11 protein-coding genes and 1 pseudogene are annotated in these 18,360 nt (G+C 58.1%); 3 read left to right on the plus strand and 9 right to left on the minus strand.

Annotated features, from left to right (window positions below):
• Positions 1-5: 5 nt before the first annotated feature.
• The 9 genes and pseudogenes from QF045_RS07050 to QF045_RS07090 all read right to left on the minus strand — a co-directional run bounded on the left by QF045_RS07050 (position 6) and on the right by QF045_RS07090 (position 14,506).
• Entirely contained in the window at positions 6-917 is a 912-nt protein-coding gene (locus tag QF045_RS07050) for an ABC transporter permease subunit (RefSeq protein ID WP_306491594.1), read from the minus strand.
• A 10-nt stretch (positions 918-927) separates the two neighbouring features.
• Positions 928-1,938: an ABC transporter permease subunit gene (locus tag QF045_RS07055; RefSeq protein ID WP_124385119.1), complete on the minus strand. Its 1,011-nt coding sequence runs from the start codon at positions 1,936-1,938 to the stop codon at positions 928-930.
• Positions 1,939-2,013: 75 nt separating this feature from the next.
• Positions 2,014-3,612, minus strand: coding sequence for an ABC transporter substrate-binding protein (locus tag QF045_RS07060; RefSeq protein WP_306491595.1), 1,599 nt, complete (start codon positions 3,610-3,612; stop codon positions 2,014-2,016).
• A gap of 80 nt (positions 3,613-3,692) precedes the next feature.
• Positions 3,693-5,087, minus strand: coding sequence for an OprD family outer membrane porin (locus QF045_RS07065; protein ID WP_306491596.1), 1,395 nt, complete (start codon positions 5,085-5,087; stop codon positions 3,693-3,695).
• Between the two features lie 171 nt (positions 5,088-5,258).
• Positions 5,259-6,864 (minus strand): annotated as a pseudogene (locus tag QF045_RS07070) (ABC transporter substrate-binding protein).
• 307 nt (positions 6,865-7,171) lie between these two features.
• Positions 7,172-8,800: an ABC transporter substrate-binding protein gene (locus QF045_RS07075; RefSeq protein ID WP_306491597.1), complete on the minus strand. Its 1,629-nt coding sequence runs from the start codon at positions 8,798-8,800 to the stop codon at positions 7,172-7,174.
• 258 nt (positions 8,801-9,058) lie between these two features.
• Complete coding sequence (locus QF045_RS07080) at positions 9,059-10,660, minus strand: ABC transporter substrate-binding protein (RefSeq protein WP_306491598.1); 1,602 nt, start codon at positions 10,658-10,660, stop codon at positions 9,059-9,061.
• 100 nt (positions 10,661-10,760) lie between these two features.
• Positions 10,761-13,556, minus strand: a complete 2,796-nt coding sequence (locus QF045_RS07085; RefSeq protein WP_306491599.1) for a hypothetical protein — start codon at positions 13,554-13,556, stop codon at positions 10,761-10,763.
• Between the two features lie 236 nt (positions 13,557-13,792).
• Positions 13,793-14,506 carry an SIMPL domain-containing protein gene (locus QF045_RS07090; RefSeq protein ID WP_306491600.1) on the minus strand — a complete coding sequence of 238 codons (714 nt, stop codon included), beginning with the start codon at positions 14,504-14,506 and terminating at the stop codon, positions 13,793-13,795.
• A gap of 204 nt (positions 14,507-14,710) precedes the next feature.
• Here QF045_RS07090 and QF045_RS07095 point away from each other — a divergent pair, with 204 nt between their 5' ends.
• The 3 genes from QF045_RS07095 (at position 14,711) to QF045_RS07105 (ending at position 18,350) form a co-directional block, all read left to right on the plus strand.
• Entirely contained in the window at positions 14,711-15,973 is a 1,263-nt protein-coding gene (locus QF045_RS07095) for an ATP-binding protein (protein ID WP_306491601.1), read from the plus strand.
• Positions 15,966-16,526, plus strand: a complete 561-nt coding sequence (locus QF045_RS07100) for a response regulator transcription factor (protein WP_003171731.1) — start codon at positions 15,966-15,968, stop codon at positions 16,524-16,526. The genes QF045_RS07095 and QF045_RS07100 overlap by 8 nt, the downstream gene beginning before the upstream one ends.
• Positions 16,527-16,625: 99 nt before the next feature.
• The gene (locus tag QF045_RS07105) at positions 16,626-18,350 is read left to right on the plus strand and encodes an ABC transporter ATP-binding protein/permease (protein ID WP_306491602.1); all 1,725 of its coding nucleotides are present in this window, start codon (positions 16,626-16,628) and stop codon (positions 18,348-18,350) included.
• Positions 18,351-18,360: the final 10 nt, after the last annotated feature.

The following is an 18,360-nucleotide window of genomic DNA, read 5'->3' on the forward strand; positions in this document are numbered from 1 at the left end:
TCTCCTCAGGCGGCGTTCTTGAGTTTCGGGTCCAGCGCGTCGCGCAGGCCGTCACCCATCAAGTTGATTGCCAGCACGCTGAGCAAAATGGTCAAGCCAGGCAGGCTCACTACCCACCAGGCGCGTTCGATGTAGTCGCGGGCCGAAGCCAGCATGGTGCCCCACTCCGGGGTTGGCGGTTGTACGCCAAGGCCGAGGAAGCCCAGCGCCGCGGCATCGAGAATCGCCGACGAAAAGCTCAAGGTCGCTTGGACGATCAGCGGCGCCATGCAGTTGGGCAGCACGGTAACGAACATCAGGCGCGGCAGGCCGGCACCGGCCAGGCGCGCAGCGGTCACGTAGTCGCGGTTCAGTTCGCCCATCACCGCGGCGCGGGTCAGACGTACGTAGGACGGCAGCGACACGATGGCGATGGCGATCACGGTGTTGATCAGGCCAGGGCCGAGGATCGCGACGATGGCCACAGCCAGCAGCAGCGACGGCAGGGCCAGCATGATGTCCATCAAACGCATGATGGTCGGGCCGAGCAAGCGCGGGAAGAACCCGGCGAACAGGCCCAGCAGGATGCCCGGGATCAGCGACATCACCACCGATGACAAACCGATCAGCAGCGACAGGCGCGAGCCCTGGATCAGGCGCGAGAGCAGATCGCGGCCGAGTTCGTCGGTGCCCAGCAGGAACTGCAGTTGCCCACCTTCCAGCCAGGCCGGAGGGGTCAGCAGGAAGTCGCGGTACTGCTCGCTGGGGTTATGCGGGGTCACCCACGGGGCGAAGATCGCGCAGAACACGATTACCAGCATGAACAGCAGGCCGGCAACCGCGCCTTTGTTCTTGGAGAAGGCTTGCCAGAATTCTTTGTACGGGGACGGGTACAGCAGGCTTTGATCGACTGCTGACACTTGAGTAGGTGTGGTCATGGTCATGATCTCAGCGCTGGTGACGGATGCGTGGGTTGGCGAAGCCGTAGAGGACATCCACGACGAAGTTCACCAGGATCACCAGGCAGGCGATCAACAGAATGCCGTTCTGCACCACCGGGTAGTCCCGCGCGCCAATGGCTTCGATCAGCCATTTGCCGATGCCGGGCCACGAGAAGATGGTTTCGGTCAGTACCGCACCGGCCAGCAGTGTGCCGACCTGCAGGCCGACCACGGTGAGCACCGGAATCAGCGCGTTGCGCAGGCCGTGAACGAAGACCACGCGTGCCGGCGACAGGCCCTTGGCCTTGGCGGTACGGATGTAGTCTTCACGCAATACTTCGAGCATTGAGGAACGGGTCATCCGCGCAATCACCGCCAGCGGGATGGTGCCGAGCACGATGGCCGGCAGGATCAGGTGGTGCAGGGCGTCCCAGAACGCGTCCGGCTCGTCGGCCAGCAGCGTGTCGATCAGCATGAAGCCGGTGCGCGGCTCGATGTCATAGAGCAGGTCGATACGCCCGGAAACCGGGGTCCAGCCCAGGCTCACCGAGAAGAACATGATCAGGATCAGGCCCCACCAGAAGATCGGCATCGAATATCCCGCCAGGGAGATGCCCATCACCCCGTGGTCGAACAGGGATCCTCGTTTCAAGGCCGCGATCACCCCGGCCAGCAGGCCCAGGATACCGGCGAACAGCAGGGCGGCCATGGACAGTTCCAGGGTCGCCGGGAAGAGTGCGGTGAACTCGGTCCACACGCTGGTACGGGTACGCAGCGATTCGCCAAGGTCGCCTTGGGCGAGCTTGCCGACGTAATCCAGGTATTGCGCATACAGCGGCTTGTTAAGGCCAAGGCGCTCCATTGCCTGTGCGTGCATCTCGGGGTCGACGCGGCGTTCGCCCATCATGACTTCTACGGGGTCGCCGGGGATCATGCGAATCAACGCAAACGTCAGCAACGTGATGCCGAAGAACGTGGGGATCAACAACCCCAGTCGGCGGGCAATAAAACTAAACATCTTGGTGTGTACCTCAATCAGCCGGTTAGGCAGGTTCGGCACCGTCAGGGTCGACGGCGCCGAGCGTTTTTCTTATTACTTCACCTGGGTGGTGGCGAAGTTATTGGTCCCCAGAGGGCTTTGGGTGAAGCCTTCTACGTTCTTGCGCATGGCGGTGAACAGTTTTGGATAAGCCATGGGTAGCCATGGTTGGTCCTTATCGAATACATCCTGTGCTTGTTCATAGAGTGCAGCGCGCTCGGCCGGTTCAGCGATGGCGCGGGCTTTGTCGATCAAGTCCTGGAATTCCTTGTTACACCAGCGCGCGTAGTTTTCGCCGTTTTTCGCTGCATCGCAACTCAGGTTTGGCGTAAGGAAGTTGTCAGGGTCGCCGTTATCACCGACCCAGCCCGCCGAAACCATGTCGTGCTCGCCGTTTTTGGCGCGCTTGAGCATTTCGCCCCATTCCATGACCCTGATGTTGACCTTCAGGCCAATCTGCGCCAGATCCGCCTGCATGCGCTGGGCGCCGAGCATCGGGTTGGGGTTGGTCGGGCCGCCGCCATTACGGGTGAACAGGGTGAATTCGGTGCCTTCCGGTACGCCAGCTTCCTTGAGCAGGGCGCGGGCCTTGTCCAGGTCGCGGGGCGGGTTCTTCAGCTTGTCGCTGAAACCCAGCAAGGTCGGCGGATACGGGCCGGTACCCACCACGGCGTTGCCTTTGCCGAACAAGGCTTCGGTATAGCCTGCCTTGTCGAACGCGATGTTGATCGCGTGACGCACCCGCGCGTCGCTCATGTATTTGTGGGTCGTGTTCAGCGCGGTGTAGCTGGTGGTCATCGCCGCCATTTCATCGACTTTCAGGTTTGGGTCTTTCTTGATGCTTGGGATGTCATCCGGCTTGGGGAACAGCGCGATCTGACATTCATTGGCCTTGAGCTTTTGCAGGCGCACATTGTTATCGGTGCTGATCGCCAGGATCAGCGGGTCGACTGCCGGTTTGCCGCGGAAGTAGTCGGGGTTGGCCTTGAAGCGCGCCTGGGCGTCTTTCTGATAACGGGTGAAGATGAACGGGCCAGTGCCGATGGGCTTGGCGTTGAGGTCTTCGGTCTTGCCGGATTTGAGCAACTGGTCGGCGTATTCCTTCGAATGGATTGAAGAGAATGCCATGCCCAGGTCAGCCAGGAACGGTGCTTCAGGACGAGTCAGGGTAAAGACGACGGTGTGATCGTCGATCTTCTCTACGCTCTTGAGCAGTTCCTTGAAGCCCATGCTTTCGAAGTACGGATAGCCCACGAGGGACTTTTTATGCCAAGGGTGATTCGGGTCCAGCTGACGCTGGAAACTCCAGAGCACGTCGTCGGCATTCATGTTGCGCGTGGGTTTGAAATAGTCGGTGGTGTGGAACTTGATGTCTTCACGCAGGTGGAACGTGTAGGTCAGGCCATCGGCGCTGATTTGCGGCAGGTCCTTGGCCAGGGCCGGGACCACTTCGGTGGTGCCAGGCTTGAAATCCACCAGGCGGTTGAACATCGTCTCCGCAGCGGCGTCAGCGGTTACGGCGGTGGTGTACAGGACCGGGTCAAAACCCTCGGGACTGGCTTCGGTGCAGACCACCAGCGGTTTGGCCGAAACGCCGATCGCCACGCTCAGCAGCGCAGCGGCCATGGCAGCTTGTAACGGGAGCATTTTCATTCAGAGCCCTCTGCAATCGATGGAGCCAGAAACACGTAGACGGCGGGCTCGTCCTGAGCCCGCCGTCTGCCTGGCGCTAATTAAAGAATGTTGAACGGGATGGTGGTGACCAGACGGAACTCTTTGATGCTGCCGTCGGACTGGAACTCGCTGCCACGGTGCTCAACATAGGTTGCACGCACGGTGGTGGCTTTGAGTGGGCCGCTTTGCAGCGCGTAAGAGGCGCCTACACCGTATTCCTGGTGCTTCTCGCCGTCCTGGGACTGGATACCGTCGTAGGCGAACTTGGCCCGGCCGTTGTTGCCGGTGTAGTGGGTACCGTCGATGTCCCAGCCGCGCGCCGAGTAGGCGTTGAACTTCAGGCCTGGCACGCCGTATTCAGCCATGTTGATGGCATAGGCGATCTGGAAGGACTTCTCGTTCGGGCCGTTGAAGTCCGAGGTCAGGGAGTTGGCCAGGTAGATGCCGTTGGTTTCGTGCAGATAGTCGAAGTACTCGTTACCGTTCACTTGCTGGTAAGCGAAGGTCAGGCTGTGTGCCTGGTGAGTCAGGCCCAGGGAGAGGGAGAAGGTATCGTTGTCGATTTCCCCCATCTCTTTTTTGCCTTCATCGACGGTTTTGTAATAGTTGAAGCCGGTGGTCAGGCCCAGCTGCTGAGCATCGCCCAGCTCGTGGGTTGCGCCGAAGTAGTACTGGTTCCAGAAGTCCTTCACGTTGGCGGCGAAGAAGCTGGTCTTCAGGCTTTTCAGCGGCTGGTAGTTCACACCCAGGGTCGACACTTTGTCGGTTTCTGCGCCATTGCCGTATTCGCTGCGGAATTTCGACAGGCTCTGTTCGGTACGCGGTGAAACGCGATCGAAGATACCGCCCTGGAACGACAGGTTGCTGAACTCTTCGCTGTTGAAGCTCACACCCTGGAAGCTGGAAGGCAGCGCACGGTTGCCGATGGTGTCGACGATGCCGCTGCTGAAGTTCTGGCGACCGGCGGTCAGCGTGGTGTTGGACACGCGGAACTGCACGTTGGCCAGGCCCAGTTTGCTCCACTGGTCTACGGCGTTGCCGTCGGAATCGGCCAGGGTGCGGTTGGAGCCGCCCTTGATATCACGCTTGCTGCGGTCCAGCACCAGCGCGTTGTATACCGCCACTTCGGTCTTGACCCCTACGGTGCCCTGGGTGAAACCCGAGCTGGCGTTGAGGATGGTGCCCTGTACCCAGTTGGTACGGTTGCGGTCGGTACGGGTTTCGCCGTGCTTCTGGTACGAGAAGGTGCCCCCACGGTATTTGCTTTCATGGGAGTACCAGTTACGCGTGGTGCCGCCCAGGCTGAAATCTTCGATAAAGCCTTTGGCCTCGCTTTGGGCGCTGGTGCCGGCCAGGGTGGTAGGAACGAAGTCCTGGCTCTGCGTTTCAGCGTAGGCGGTGGCCGTGATGCTGCTGATGGCCAAGGCCAGAAGCGCTTTGCTGCTCAGTTTCATGGGTGAAGCTCCTTTGGTTCTCTTTTTAATGCCGGCCTTTTTTAGGTGAACCGGCTATTGGGTGTGTAACTCGTTCAAGCTGTTGCAAACGTTTGGCGTAGGAAAAATCCCAACAAAAGGCTGCACGTTTGCCCGGGAGCCAACTTCGCTCCCTGCAATCCGGTTATTTTCTTATGGGGTGATACTGACGCCCGAGAACACGTTGCGGCCGAAGGGGCTCACCTTGAAGCCTTCGACTTTGGCGCTTAACGGCTGGTTGACCGTCGAGTGGGCGACTGGCGTGATCGGCACCTGCTGTTTGAGCAGTTGCTGCGCCTGTTTGTACAGAACAGTCCTTTGTTCACGGTCGGTCACGACCTTGGCTTGCTTGATCAGCTTGTCGTACGCCGGGTCCACACCACATGGAGTAGTTGTTCCCACCGATGGCGTCGCAGCTGTAGAGGGTACCCAGCCAGTTGTCCGGGTCACCGTTGTCACCGGTCCAGCCGATCAGGCTGATATCGTGCTCACCGTTCTTGGTGCGCTTGATGTACTCGCCCCATTCGTAGCTGACGATCTTCACTTTCAAGCCGATCTTGGCCCAATCGTTCTGCAGCATTTCGGCCATCAGCTTGGCGTTGGGGTTGTACGGACGTTGTACCGGCATCGCCCAGAGGGTGATCTCGGTGCCTTCCTTAACGCCGGCGGCCTTGAGCAGTTCCTTGGCTTTTTCCGGGTTGTAGGCGGCGTCCTTGATGCTGTCGTCGTAGGACCACTGGGTCGGCGGCATGGCGTTGACCGCCAGTTGCCCGGCGCCCTGGTACACCGCATTGAGGATGCTCTGCTTGTTGACCGCCATGTCCAGCGCCTGGCGCACTTCGAGCTGGTCGAAAGGCTTGTGGCGCACGTTGTAGGCGATATAGCCGAGGTTGAAGCCGGGCTTGGTCAGCAGTTGCAGGTTCGGGTCGGCCTTGAGCGCGTCGACATCGGCGGGGCGCGGGTGCAGGGTGACCTGGCACTCGCCGGCCTTGAGCTTCTGCACGCGCACGGAAGCGTCGGTGTTGATGGCGAAGATCAACTGGTCGAGCTTGACCCTGCTCGGGTCCCAGTACTGTTTGTTCGCCACGTAACGAATCTGCGAGTCTTTCTGATAACGCTGGAACACAAACGGACCAGTGCCGATTGGCTTCTGGTTGATATCGCTGGGTTTGCCTTCCTTGAGCAACTGCTCGGCATATTCGGCGGAGAGGATCGCGGCGAAACTCATGGCGATGTTTTGCACGAACGCGGCATCGACCGTGTTCAAGGTCATCACCACGGTGTGCGGGTCGGTTTTCTCGACCTTGGCAATGTTCTTGTTCAGGCTCATGCCGTTGAAGTATGGAAACTCGGTAGGGTAGGCCTTGCGAAACGGATGATCGGGGTCAAGCATGCGGTTGAACGTGAACAGCACGTCGTCGGCATTGAAGTCCCGCGTGGGCTTGAACTCCTTGCTGCTGTGAAACTTCACCCCTTCACGCAGGTGGAAGGTGTACGTCAAGCCGTCTTCGGAGATATCCCACTTGGTTGCCAGCCCAGGCACTACATCAGTCGCACCTTTTTCGAACTCGACCAGGCGGTTGTACAGCGGCTCCGCGGCATCGTTGTCGGTGGCGGTGGTGTATTGCGCTGTGTCAAAGCCTGCCGGGCTGCCTTCGGAGCAGAACACCAGGCTCTTCTTGTCGGCGGCCTGAGCGGTCGTGGCCACAGCCAGCAGGCTGGCGGCAAACATTGCGGATAGAACGAGGGTATGGCGCATGACGATTCCGATCCTTGTCTGTAGTTATCAACAGCGAGCAATCCCTCAGGCGTGTAGCCAGGGGGGACAACGCTGGTTCCCACATGCGGTAAGTGCCTTTCCCAACTTGGCGCCTCTGCAGTCCTACGACGTTATGGGTCGCGGACTTCGCAGTAAATGCGCCAAATCAGATTGACCCTGTAGGCAACGGAGGCACGAAGCGCAGTTCATTGCTGTACGACGGCAATGCTTACGAACGTGGTCTGTTTCCTACGGGCCGGGCAGATGCAATAACGGCGACGTTGTGAAACGTCGCCGTTATTGACCCTTACTTGCCGCTTACGCTGACGCCGTAGAAGGAGTTCAAGCCAAACGGGCTGATCTTGAAGTCCTGCACGGTGTTGCGCATGGGTTGATACACCGTCGAGTGCGCGATAGGTGTCATCGGAACTGCATCTTTGAGTACATGTTGCGCCTGCTTGTACAGCTCGGTGCGTTTGGCGACATCCGAAGTGGCCTTGGCTTCTTTCACGATGCCGTCGAATTTCTTGTCACACCATTTGGAGAAGTTGTTACCCGACAGCGAGTCGCAGCCGAACAGCACGTTCAGCCAGTTGTCCGGGTCACCATTGTCACCGCTCCAGCCAATGATCATGGCCTGGTTCTCGCCGCCTTTGGAGCGCTTGATGTACTCGCCCCACTCGTAGCTGGTGATCTTGACCTTCAGGCCGATCTTGGACCAGTCGTTCTGCAGCATCTCGGCCATCAGCTTGGCGTTCGGGTTGTACGGACGCTGAACCGGCATGGCCCATAGGACGATCTCGGTACCTTCCTTGACGCCGGCTTCCTTGAGCAGCGCCTTGGCTTTTTCAGGGTTGTACGCCGCGTCCTTGATCGTGGTGTCGTAGGACCACTGGGTTGGCGGCATGGCGTTGACGGCCAGTTGGCCGGCGCCCTGGTACACGGAGTCGATGATCTGCTGCTTGTTCACCGACATGTCCAGCGCCTGACGGACGCGCAGGTCAGCCAGAGGGTTTGGCTGATCGCTGCCCTTGACCTTGTCCATCACGTTGTAGGCAACGTAACCGAGGTTGAAACCGGCCTGGTGTGGCAGCTTCAGGTCTTTGTCTTCGCCCAGCGCCTTCAGGTCGGCCGGACGTGGGAACAGGGTGACCTGGCATTCGTTTTTCTTGAGCTTCTGGATACGTACCGACGGGTCGGTGGTGATGGCGAAGATCAGGTTATCGATCTTCACGTCTTCAGGTTTCCAGTAGTCCTTGTTGCCGGTGTAACGGATGTTCGAGTCTTTCTGATAGCTCTTGAATACGAACGGGCCGGTGCCGACTGGTTTCTGGTTGATGTCGGCGGGTTTGCCTTCCTTCAACAGTTGGGCTGCGTATTCAGCGGACTGGATCGAGGCGAAGCTCATTGCCAGGTTCTGGATGAACGCGGCGTCCACGGTGCCAAGGGTGAACTTGACGGTGTGGTCATCCAGTTTTTCGATGTTCTTGATGTTGGTGTCCATCCCCATGTCCGTGAAATACGGGAACTCGGTGGGGTAGGCCTTACGGAATGGATCGTCTTTATTGATCATCCGGTTAAACGTGAACAGTACGTCGTCGGCCGAGAATTCACGAGTCGGCTTGAAGTACGGGGTGGTGTGGAACTTGACGCCTTCACGAAGGTGGAAGGTGTAGGTCAGGCCGTCCGGGGACACGTCCCAGCTGGTGGCGAGGCCAGGAACCACGGCGGTGCCGCCACGTTCGAACTGGCTCAGGCGGTTGAACATGGTTTCGGCCGAGGCATCGAAGTCTGTTCCGGTGGTGTACTGGCCTGGGTCAAAACCGGCCGGGCTCCCTTCGGAGCAGAACACCAGGTTAGTTGCCGCTTGGGCAAAAGGGGCTGCGGCCATAAGGCCAGCGCTCACTAATAACGGAAGGACTGCGTGTTTAAGCATGTTGGCCTCATGATTTGTTGTCATTTTTGGTGGTGAGGGCGACCTCGTGAGTCGGCCTGCGGATACTTATGCAGGCGCCATACCCATTGCAAGATGTTGAGCGGTTGCGAGCGTCAAACAGTGGGACGGGCGTACAAGAATGTCGCATTTATGAAAGTTTGGACACAAATGCGTCAGTTTGGCGGGTTTTTTCGGTGCGCAGTCCGCACCGAAAAAGCCCAATCGAGGTGTCTAGCGCACTCGATTGGGGCGTTGTTGTTACTTATCTAGACTCACGCCGTAGAACGGTGTGAGCCCAAACGGGCTGATCTTGAAGTCGCGAACTTCCTTGCGCAGGGGTTGGAAAACCGTCGAGTTCGCAATAGGCGTTATAGGTACTTGTTCCTTAAGGATTTGTTGCGCTTGCTGATACCACTTGATGCGCTGTTCGCGGTCGTTGCTGACCTTGGCCTGCTGCACCAGCTTGTCATAGGCCGGGTTACACCATTTGGCGTAATTGCTGCCCTTGACCGCGGCACAACTGTAGAGCACGCCGAGCCAGTTATCCGGGTCACCGTTGTCGCCGGTCCAGCCGTAGATCATCGCGTCATGTTCGCCATTTTTGGCACGCTTGATGTACTCGCCCCACTCATAGCTGACGATGTTGGCCTTGATGCCGACCTTGGCCCAATCCTGCTGAATCATCTGCGCGGACATGCGCGCGTTCGGGTTGGAAGCGCGTTGCACGGTCATTGCCCACAGGTTGATGGTGGTACCTGGTGCAACCCCTGCTTCTTTTAGTAGCGCCCTGGCCTTGGTCGGGTCATAGGGGGCGTCCTTGATGTTCGGGTCATAAGACCACTGCGCGGGGGGCAGGGCGTTCTGCGCCAATTGTCCGGCGCTTTGGTAAACGGCCTTGATGATGGCCGGTTTGTCGATGGCCATGTCCAGAGCCTGGCGCACCTTGAGCTGGTCCAGCGGCGGGTGGGTGACGTTGTACGCCAGGAAGCCCAGGTTGAAACCGGCCTGCTGCAGCACGCGCAGGTCAGGGTCCTGCTTCATCACCTCAATGTCGGATGGGCGCGGGTAGCCGCTGACCTGGCATTCGCCTGCCTTGAGTTTCTGCAGACGCGCAGCGGCGTCAGGGGTGATGGCGAACACCAGGTTGTCGAGTTTCACGTCCTCGGGTTTCCAGTACTGCTTATTGGCGACGTAGCGGATCTGCGCGTCTTTCTGGTAGCGCTTGAACACGAACGGGCCGGTGCCGACCGGTTTCTGGTTGATGTCCTGGGCCTTGCCTTGCTTGAGGAGCTGGTCGGCATATTCGGCCGATTGTACCGAAGCGAAACTCATCGCCAGGTTCTGCACGAACGAGGCGTCAACGTTGTTCAGGTTGAAGCGCACGGTGTGGTCGTCGAGCTTGTCGATGTGCTTGATCGTGGTGTTCAGGCCCATGTCGGTGAAGTACGGCGATTCGGAAGGGTAGGCCTTGCGAAACGGACTCTCGGCATCCAGCAGCCGGTTGAAGGTAAACAGCACATCATCGGCGTTGAAGTCACGGGTTGGGGTGAAGTAATCGGTGGTGTGGAACTTCACGCCGTCGCGCAGGTGGAAGGTATAGGTCAGACCGTCGTCGGACACCTCCCAGCGGGTGGCAAGGCCGGGCTCGACTTCGGTACCGCCGCGCTTGAACTGGGTAAGGCGGTTGAACACGGTTTCGGCGGAGGCGTCAAAATCGGTGCCGCTGGTGTACTGGCTGGGGTCGAAGCCGGCGGGGCTGGCTTCGGAGCAGTAGACCAGGGTGGACGACGCGTGGGCGAGAGGCATAAAAGCCAGGAGGCTTGCTGCCAGGAGCAGCGGTTTCAAGGCGGTTTTTTCCATGGAAACTCCTGAAATAGCAGGCATACAACAGCTGCCAAAAAAACGGCGGTCATCGAGATTACCGCCGTTCTGAAGTCGCTGATAGGGCAGGAGCGTTTATTTAGTCTAGTTTAGGTGTGACTTCTATACGGATAGGCGCTGATTTTTTAATGGTGTAACCGTCTGAATCAATTTCATTGCTGGCGCGAATAGTTATAGTCCTCGATGTGTTTATATTTATATCTTTAATGGTCTCAAGTTCGGGAATATCGTTGGTATTAGGATTATCGATCAGTCGGGTGAGATTGAAGCCGGATTTTGATGTGACCGTTGTGTCATCGCTCGCGGGGTCATAGTTAATATAATAATGGGGGTCGGTCCCGCTGCTGAATACGTCGCCCTTGAAGCGTGCCCGAATCTCCTCTGGGATAGGGCCTTGCAACCACTGATTGGCTACTTGAGAAATTCGAGCCCTTAGCGCCGGGTCAGGAATGAAGCTTTCAAGTGCCAGGATATTTCTTTGTTTGATTGCCTCTATCTCTTCCTCCGACGCCGGCTTGCCATTTGAATGTTCGAAAGATTTTATATCTGCGCCAACATCAAATTCAAGTTTGGTGCCATCCGGCTTTTCAAATGTGAACTTACTACGATTTAAGTCATCGATAAATTGGTTATCATAACTGCTCGTCCCGAATTTAATCGTAGGCAGGTCTGGCGGAGGGGTAGCGTTGGCTGGGTTTTCCTCAACTGTCCAGGAAACTTGCGGCATGTTCTCACCTTTATCGTTTACGGCGATACCATAGACATACTCGTGTTTCTCAGTCTCGAGGTATTTATCCAGTGTTGTTGCGCCTTTCATTTTTGTTCCGTCTATTTCTAGAAACTGCTCCGACATCAGTGGGATCTTGGCTTCGATACTTGGGCTTGGCGATGCTGGGCGCTGCCATGGCCATCTTCCTCCGCCGACTTCACCGCGTCGCTTCCATACCCCGGCGTCATTAGGGCTTGCAATAATTGCACTACTGGCTAATTTCGATGGGTCGTTGGGGTCCCGTACACGCAACAGGTAGTTTACTTCGTCGCCGGCATCAGGCTTTTCGGCCACAAAATACTGGCGCCCGTTGAATTCTATTTCGCGCATTCCCGCAAAGGATGCAGCCTGTGGCGTTGATGCCACGTCAGGTGGCTGTTTGGGCGTGACTGGATGCTCATCCGTATGACTTGTCGACTTGGGAGCGCGCTCCAGTTCAAACGCGCTGGTCTGCGAGTTGTATCGCCAATTGAAACGTTCGTTGCCGGAGGCGTTAAAGTTCAGGGGCGCGTCGCCCAGTCCTGCCTCTAACCCCGCTGGTATAACTTCGTGTGCCAGCATCAGGCCTGATATCACCGCCCCGGCGGTGCCTCCAACGCGATCGCTGGCCGTCATGCCATGGTTGGCGTCATGCACGCCGAAAACAATATTGCCAGCGTTGCCGATGATGGGTAGGTAACCAAACGTATTGCCCCATACTTCTTTTGCGTTCTTCCAGCCTTGTTCCACTGCGCCAAACACCTTAGTTTGATCGGCCCAGACTGCATTCTTAGCGTTCACCTCCTGATAGTGGGAAGCTATACCATTGTTTAGATCGCCAAATTTCAGTTCGTAACCACTGTCTCGCGCCTCGGTATAGTTAAACAATTCTCGAACAGGTACGGACTTGTCGCTTATCAACGTGCTTCGCCCAGGATAGTGAGATCTATTATCTTGGATCAGATTATCAAGTAGCCCCGAGGCCGATGGCCAATGCGCATCTTTCCCTCCTTGAAGGTCGCTGGCATTGAAACGACTTATCAGCTCATTACGATTGTCTTTGGCCCACGCCGCAAAGTCGTTATCGCCCTTTATCTCGCGGACAGCGCCGTTCTTCAAATCAACCATGACGCCCTGATTGGGCCGGTGTTCGCGACTGCCGTCATAGGGCGTGTTGGGAATAAAAGCGTACCCGCTCAGGGGGTAACCGTAGATATTAGGGAGGATCACTTGCCCATTCTTATCCAGCGTGCGGCTAACCGCTTCTTGGCCGGCAGCGCTTAATTTTTCAAAGGCCCCTTTGTCGCCACGCAGACTCTCCAATGCGCCCCGCGCCACATAGGCGTCTGCCTTTGCGGAGCGTTCAGGTATTACCATTGATCGTTGTTTGGGCTTGGGTAGGAACACTCCAGGCGAAAGGAATTGAGCAATCTCTTGAATAGAGTTATCTGCAGCACTGCCACGCATGGGTGTGGCTATATCACGTTCCCAGTAGTTTTGAAGTCGTTTTCCAAACGATTGCAAGTCATTGATCTTGGTTCTATCTTTTTGGTCAATTTCCATTTCATTGAAATTGACAATCCCACTCTTGGCAGGTTTGTCATGCTCAAGGGCACCTGCTGCGATTTCCCAGGCAAAGTAGGTACGTTTTTCGGTATTGGACAGATTTTTGCCTGTTCCCATACCGACGTAGGAATTAAACGTGACCGTGATTTTTTCATGCGGGTCGTACCCTGCCGCTAGCAACCCGCCGCTGAAGTAGCCCGCCGGTTCCATAAATAGGCGCACATTCTGGAACTTGACGTTTCGTTCGCCTTCGCTGCCACTTTCTACCTGCTCAATCTGTGTTTTTACGCGATCAGCAAAGGCGTCAATATGATGCTCGCGCTCCTGGGACGTGTAGTGGGTTTCCGGCGCGGGCGCGGGGTCTGATCCATAAATAGTTGCCTTGTAGGTGTCAGATTGACGCTTTGCAATAGGAGCATCGTTAGTGGTTTTATTAGCTTCGTTACTATTGAGTAACGACGACGATGTTTTTTCCAGTACGTGGGTAAGTTCTTTTTGAACCGCTTCTGGCATTAGTGTGGGTTGGTAACGAACAGTATTGACTATGGTTAAGTTGGACATTTTCGATTACCTGACAAAGATAATTGGCTTATTTGTGCAAGGTAGGTGGCCTATTTCAAAATAGGCGTTCCACTTTCTAATCAGGAAAGTGTAAGTGGCTTACTAAATGTCTATCTGGTTCGCTGGTACAGGACGCCTATTGCGACGGCGGCGGGCGACTAAGGTGAGGTAATGGCGAAGCAGCGGCAAAAAAAATGGCGCAAGCCGTTACGGCCGCGCCATTGTTTCTTTAACGATTATTGCTGAACCTCAATCACTCCGTCCGCGCTCATGCTCACCTGACTGGTGCCGGCCTCCACTTCGGGTGTCGGTGCCGAATCCATCATGGCCGTCTTCATCATCATCCCGCCATTGCGGGCGAATGGTTGTGGGTAGCCGTTAGTATTGAAGTTCAGGTTGACGATCTTGTAACCCTTGCCGCCCAGCGCATCGGTGGCCAGTTGCGCACGGGCCTTGAACGCGGCGACTGCGTCCTTGAGCAAGGCGTCTTCGCTGGCCTTGCGCGTGCTGTCCGCGATGGCGAAGTTCATGTTGTCCATTTTCAGCGAGTTCAGCAGCTCGCCAGTGAGCTTGGACAGCGCCGGGAAGTCCGCGCTTTCCAGGCGCAGTTCGGCGCGCTCACGCCAGCCGGTAATTTTCTGGTTCTTGCTGTCGTAGATCGGGTAGCTGTTGCGGCTGCCCTGGCTCAGGGTAACGGCCTTGATTTCGCGCGCCTGACCCAGCGCCGTGTTCATCGTATTGGTGATCTCGGCGGCAAGCTTGGCCGGGTCCGAGTTCTGCGATTCGGTGTAGAGGGTGACGATCATCTTGTCGCGCGCCACTTCCTGGCTGACTTCGGCGCGCAGGGAGATCTGGTTGTAATGCAGTTCATCGGCGGCCATGGCCGGCAAGCTGGCCAGGGCGCTGGCGCCGAGAGTGAGAACAGCGGCACTGCGAGTGAAACGAGACATGAAAGCTCCTTGGGGTTGTCGTGTTCGGTATGACTGTAGACGGTGGCATCGGGTTCTTCGGGTTTACACATTCCCTACAACATGTAGTAACGGCGACGAACGGTCATCTGCTCGCCTGCGTCAAAGAGCCACACGCGCCATGCCAGCCGGTCTGCTTCGTTTATACTCGTGCCGATCCGCCTGCAGCGCTCATCGGGAGAGCTCATGCTCGCCGCCGTAAAACTGACTTCCGCCACCCGCCAGAACCTCTGGCGCCTGACGTTCATCCGCACCCTGGTACTGGCCGCACAGGCCGGTTCCGTCGGGCTCGCCTATTGGTTCGACCTGCTGCCGCTGCCCTGGCTGCAACTGGCCGTGACCCTCGGCTTCTCCACCGTGCTCTGTGCCTTTACCGCCATCCGCTTGCGCACCACATGGCCGGTCACCGAGCTGGAATATGCCCTGCAATTGGCCTGCGACCTGTTTATCCACAGTGTGTTGCTGTATTTCTCCGGTGGTTCCACCAACCCGTTCGTTTCTTATTACCTGGTGCCGCTGACCATTGCCGCCGTGACGTTGCCGTGGCGCTATTCGGTGGTGCTGTCGGGCATCGCGCTGACGCTGTACACCCTGTTGCTGGCGCAGTTCTATCCGTTGCAGACGTTTCCCATCGCCCGGGAAAACCTGCAGATCTACGGAATGTGGCTGAGCTTTGCGCTGTCCGCCGCCGTGATCACCTTTTTTGCCGCGCGCATGGCCGAAGAGTTGCGCCGCCAGGAAGAATTGCGCGCCATTCGCCGCGAAGAAGGCTTGCGCGACCAGCAGTTGCTGGCCGTCGCCACCCAGGCTGCCGGTGCCGCCCATGAGCTGGGCACACCGCTGGCGACCATGAGCGTACTGCTCAAGGAGATGACCCAGGACCACCATGACCCGGCGTTGCAGGATGACCTCAGCGTGCTGCAGGAACAGGTCAAGCAGTGCAAACTGACCCTGCAGCAGTTGGTACGCGCCGCTGAGGCCAATCGGCGTCTGGCCGTAGAGATGCAGGATGTCACCCAGTGGCTCGACGAAGCGCTGAACCGTTGGCACCTGATGCGCCCCGAGGCCAGTTACCGTTTCAGCCTGTTGGGCCAGGAAAGCGTGCCGCGCATGGCGCCGCCGCCAGACCTCACCCAGGCCTTGCTCAACCTGCTGAACAATGCCGCCGACGCCTGTCCTGATGGCCTGGGCGTGCAGCTGGACTGGGACGCGGAAAACGTCACCATCAGCATTCGTGACCACGGCGCGGGCGTGCCGCTGGCCATTGCCGAGCAGATCGGCAAACCGTTCTTTACCACCAAGGGCAAAGGCTTCGGCCTCGGCCTGTTTTTGAGCAAGGCCAGCGTGACCCGCGCGGGCGGCTCAGTGAAGCTCTATAGTCATGAGGAAGGTGGCACGCTTACCGAGCTGCGCCTGCCCCGTGTCGCACGAGGAGATATCGATGAGTGACGAGATCCAAGTCGAAGGCGAAGAACTGCCGCATTTGTTGCTGGTAGATGATGACGCCACTTTTACCCGCGTGATGGCCCGCGCCATGAGCCGTCGCGGCTTTCGCGTCAGCACCGCGGGCTCGGCCGAGGAAGGCCTGACCATCGCCCAGGCCGACCTGCCGGACTACGCCGCGCTCGACCTGAAAATGGACGGCGACTCGGGCCTGGTGCTGTTGCCCAAGCTGCTCGAACTCGACCCGGAAATGCGCGTGGTGATCCTCACCGGCTATTCCAGCATCGCCACTGCGGTCGAAGCCATCAAGCGTGGCGCCTGCAACTACCTGTGCAAGCCGGCGGATGCCGACGACGTGCTCGCCGCGCTGCTCTCCGAGCACGCCGACCTCGACACCCTGGTGCCGGAAAACCCGATGTCGGTTGACCGCCTGCAGTGGGAACACATTCAGCGCGTACTGACAGAGCACGAAGGCAACATCTCCGCCACCGCCCGCGCCCTTGGCATGCACCGCCGCACGCTGCAGCGCAAACTGCAGAAGCGCCCGGTGCGGCGCTGAACGAAGACTGAACAATCCGCTTCAGGCTGCACGGAGCCCTGAACCGATCGCCTATGATCGGTTCAAACGCCTGCCATAATTCCCTGACGAGCCTGAACGATGAATCAGAACGCTGAATACTCCGCGGTCAACGATGCGGTGCATGGGCAATTCTTTCGCCGAACCTGGGCGATGATCACGCCCTATTGGCGCAGTGAAGAGAAGGGCAAGGCCTGGTTGCTGCTGGCTGCCGTGATTGGTTTGTCATTGTTCAGCGTGGCGATCTCTGTGTGGATCAACCACTGGTACAAAGATTTCTACAACGCCCTGCAGAAAAAGGACACGGTCGCCTTCTGGCAGTTGATCGGTTACTTCGGCGGCATTGCGGCCGTGGCGATTCTTGGCGCGGTGTACCGCCTGTACCTGACCCAGATGCTCACCATCCGCTGGCGTGCGTGGCTGACCGAAAAGCACTTCGCACGCTGGCTCGCCCACAAGAATTACTACCAGCTGGAGCAGGGCGGTTACACCGATAACCCTGACCAGCGGATTTCCGAAGACCTCAACACCTTCACCTCCAGCACCTTGAGCCTGGGCCTGGGGCTGCTGCGCAACGTGGTCAGCCTGGTGTCGTTCTCGATCATCCTGTGGGGTGTGTCGGGCAGCATCGAGGTGTTTGGCATCACCATTCCTGGCTACATGTTCTGGTGTGCGCTGTTGTATGCGGCTGTGGGCAGTTGGCTGACGCACCTGATCGGGCGTCGCTTGATCGGCTTGAGCAACCAGCAGCAGCGCTTCGAAGCGGACCTGCGTTTCTCCATGGTACGGGTGCGCGAAAACGCCGAAAGCATCGCGCTGTACAACGGCGAACCGAACGAAAAGCAGCGCCTGAGCTCGCGTTTCGGCAAGGTCTGGCACAACTTCTGGGACATCATGAAAGTGTCCAAGCGCCTGACGTTCTTCACCGCCGGCTACAGCCAGATCGCGATCATCTTTCCGTTTATCGTCGCCGCGCCACGCTACTTCACCGGCAAGATCGAACTGGGCGAGCTGATGCAAATCAACTCGGCGTTCGGCAATGTGCAAGAAAACTTCAGCTGGTTCATCAACGCCTATTCGGAGCTGGCGTCGTGGCGTGCCACCAGCGATCGTCTGCTGAGCTTCCGTCAGGCCATGACCGACAACGAGCAACGCGTGCCGGCCATCGATGTTCGCCCCGAAGGTGAGCGCCTGGTGGTGCAGGGCCTTGGCATGGACCTGGCCGACGGCCGTCACTTGCTCACCGACGCCGACATGAGCGTGGAGCCGGGTCAGCGCGTGATGCTCAGCGGGCGTTCCGGCAGTGGTAAAAGTACGCTGCTGCGCGCAATGGGGCATTTGTGGCCGGCGGGGCATGGCAGCATTCGTCTGCCGGCGGCACGTTATCTGTTTCTGCCGCAGAAGCCTTATTTGCCGATTGGCACGTTGAAGGCCGTGTTGAGTTACCCACAAGAGGACAGCGTCTATCCGGCACAACGTTATGCACAGGTGCTGGAAACCTGCCGCTTGCCGCATCTGGTCAACCGTCTTGATGAAGCCAACCACTGGCAGCGCATGCTCTCGCCGGGCGAACAGCAACGCCTGGCCTTCGCCCGCGCCCTATTGTTCGCGCCGCAGTGGCTGTACATGGACGAAGCCACCTCGGCGATGGATGAAGAGGATGAGGCGACGTTGTACCAGGCGCTGATCGATGAACTGCCGGGGTTGAGCATCGTCAGTGTCGGGCATCGCAGCAGCCTCAAGCGCTTTCATGGACGGCATGTGCGGATCGAGGCTGGACGGTTGCAGGAGCAGACCGTGTCCTGAGGCCAGGCTA

It is taken from the genome of Pseudomonas sp. W4I3 (assembly GCF_030816195.1).
Classification (GTDB): Bacteria; Pseudomonadota; Gammaproteobacteria; order Pseudomonadales; family Pseudomonadaceae; genus Aquipseudomonas.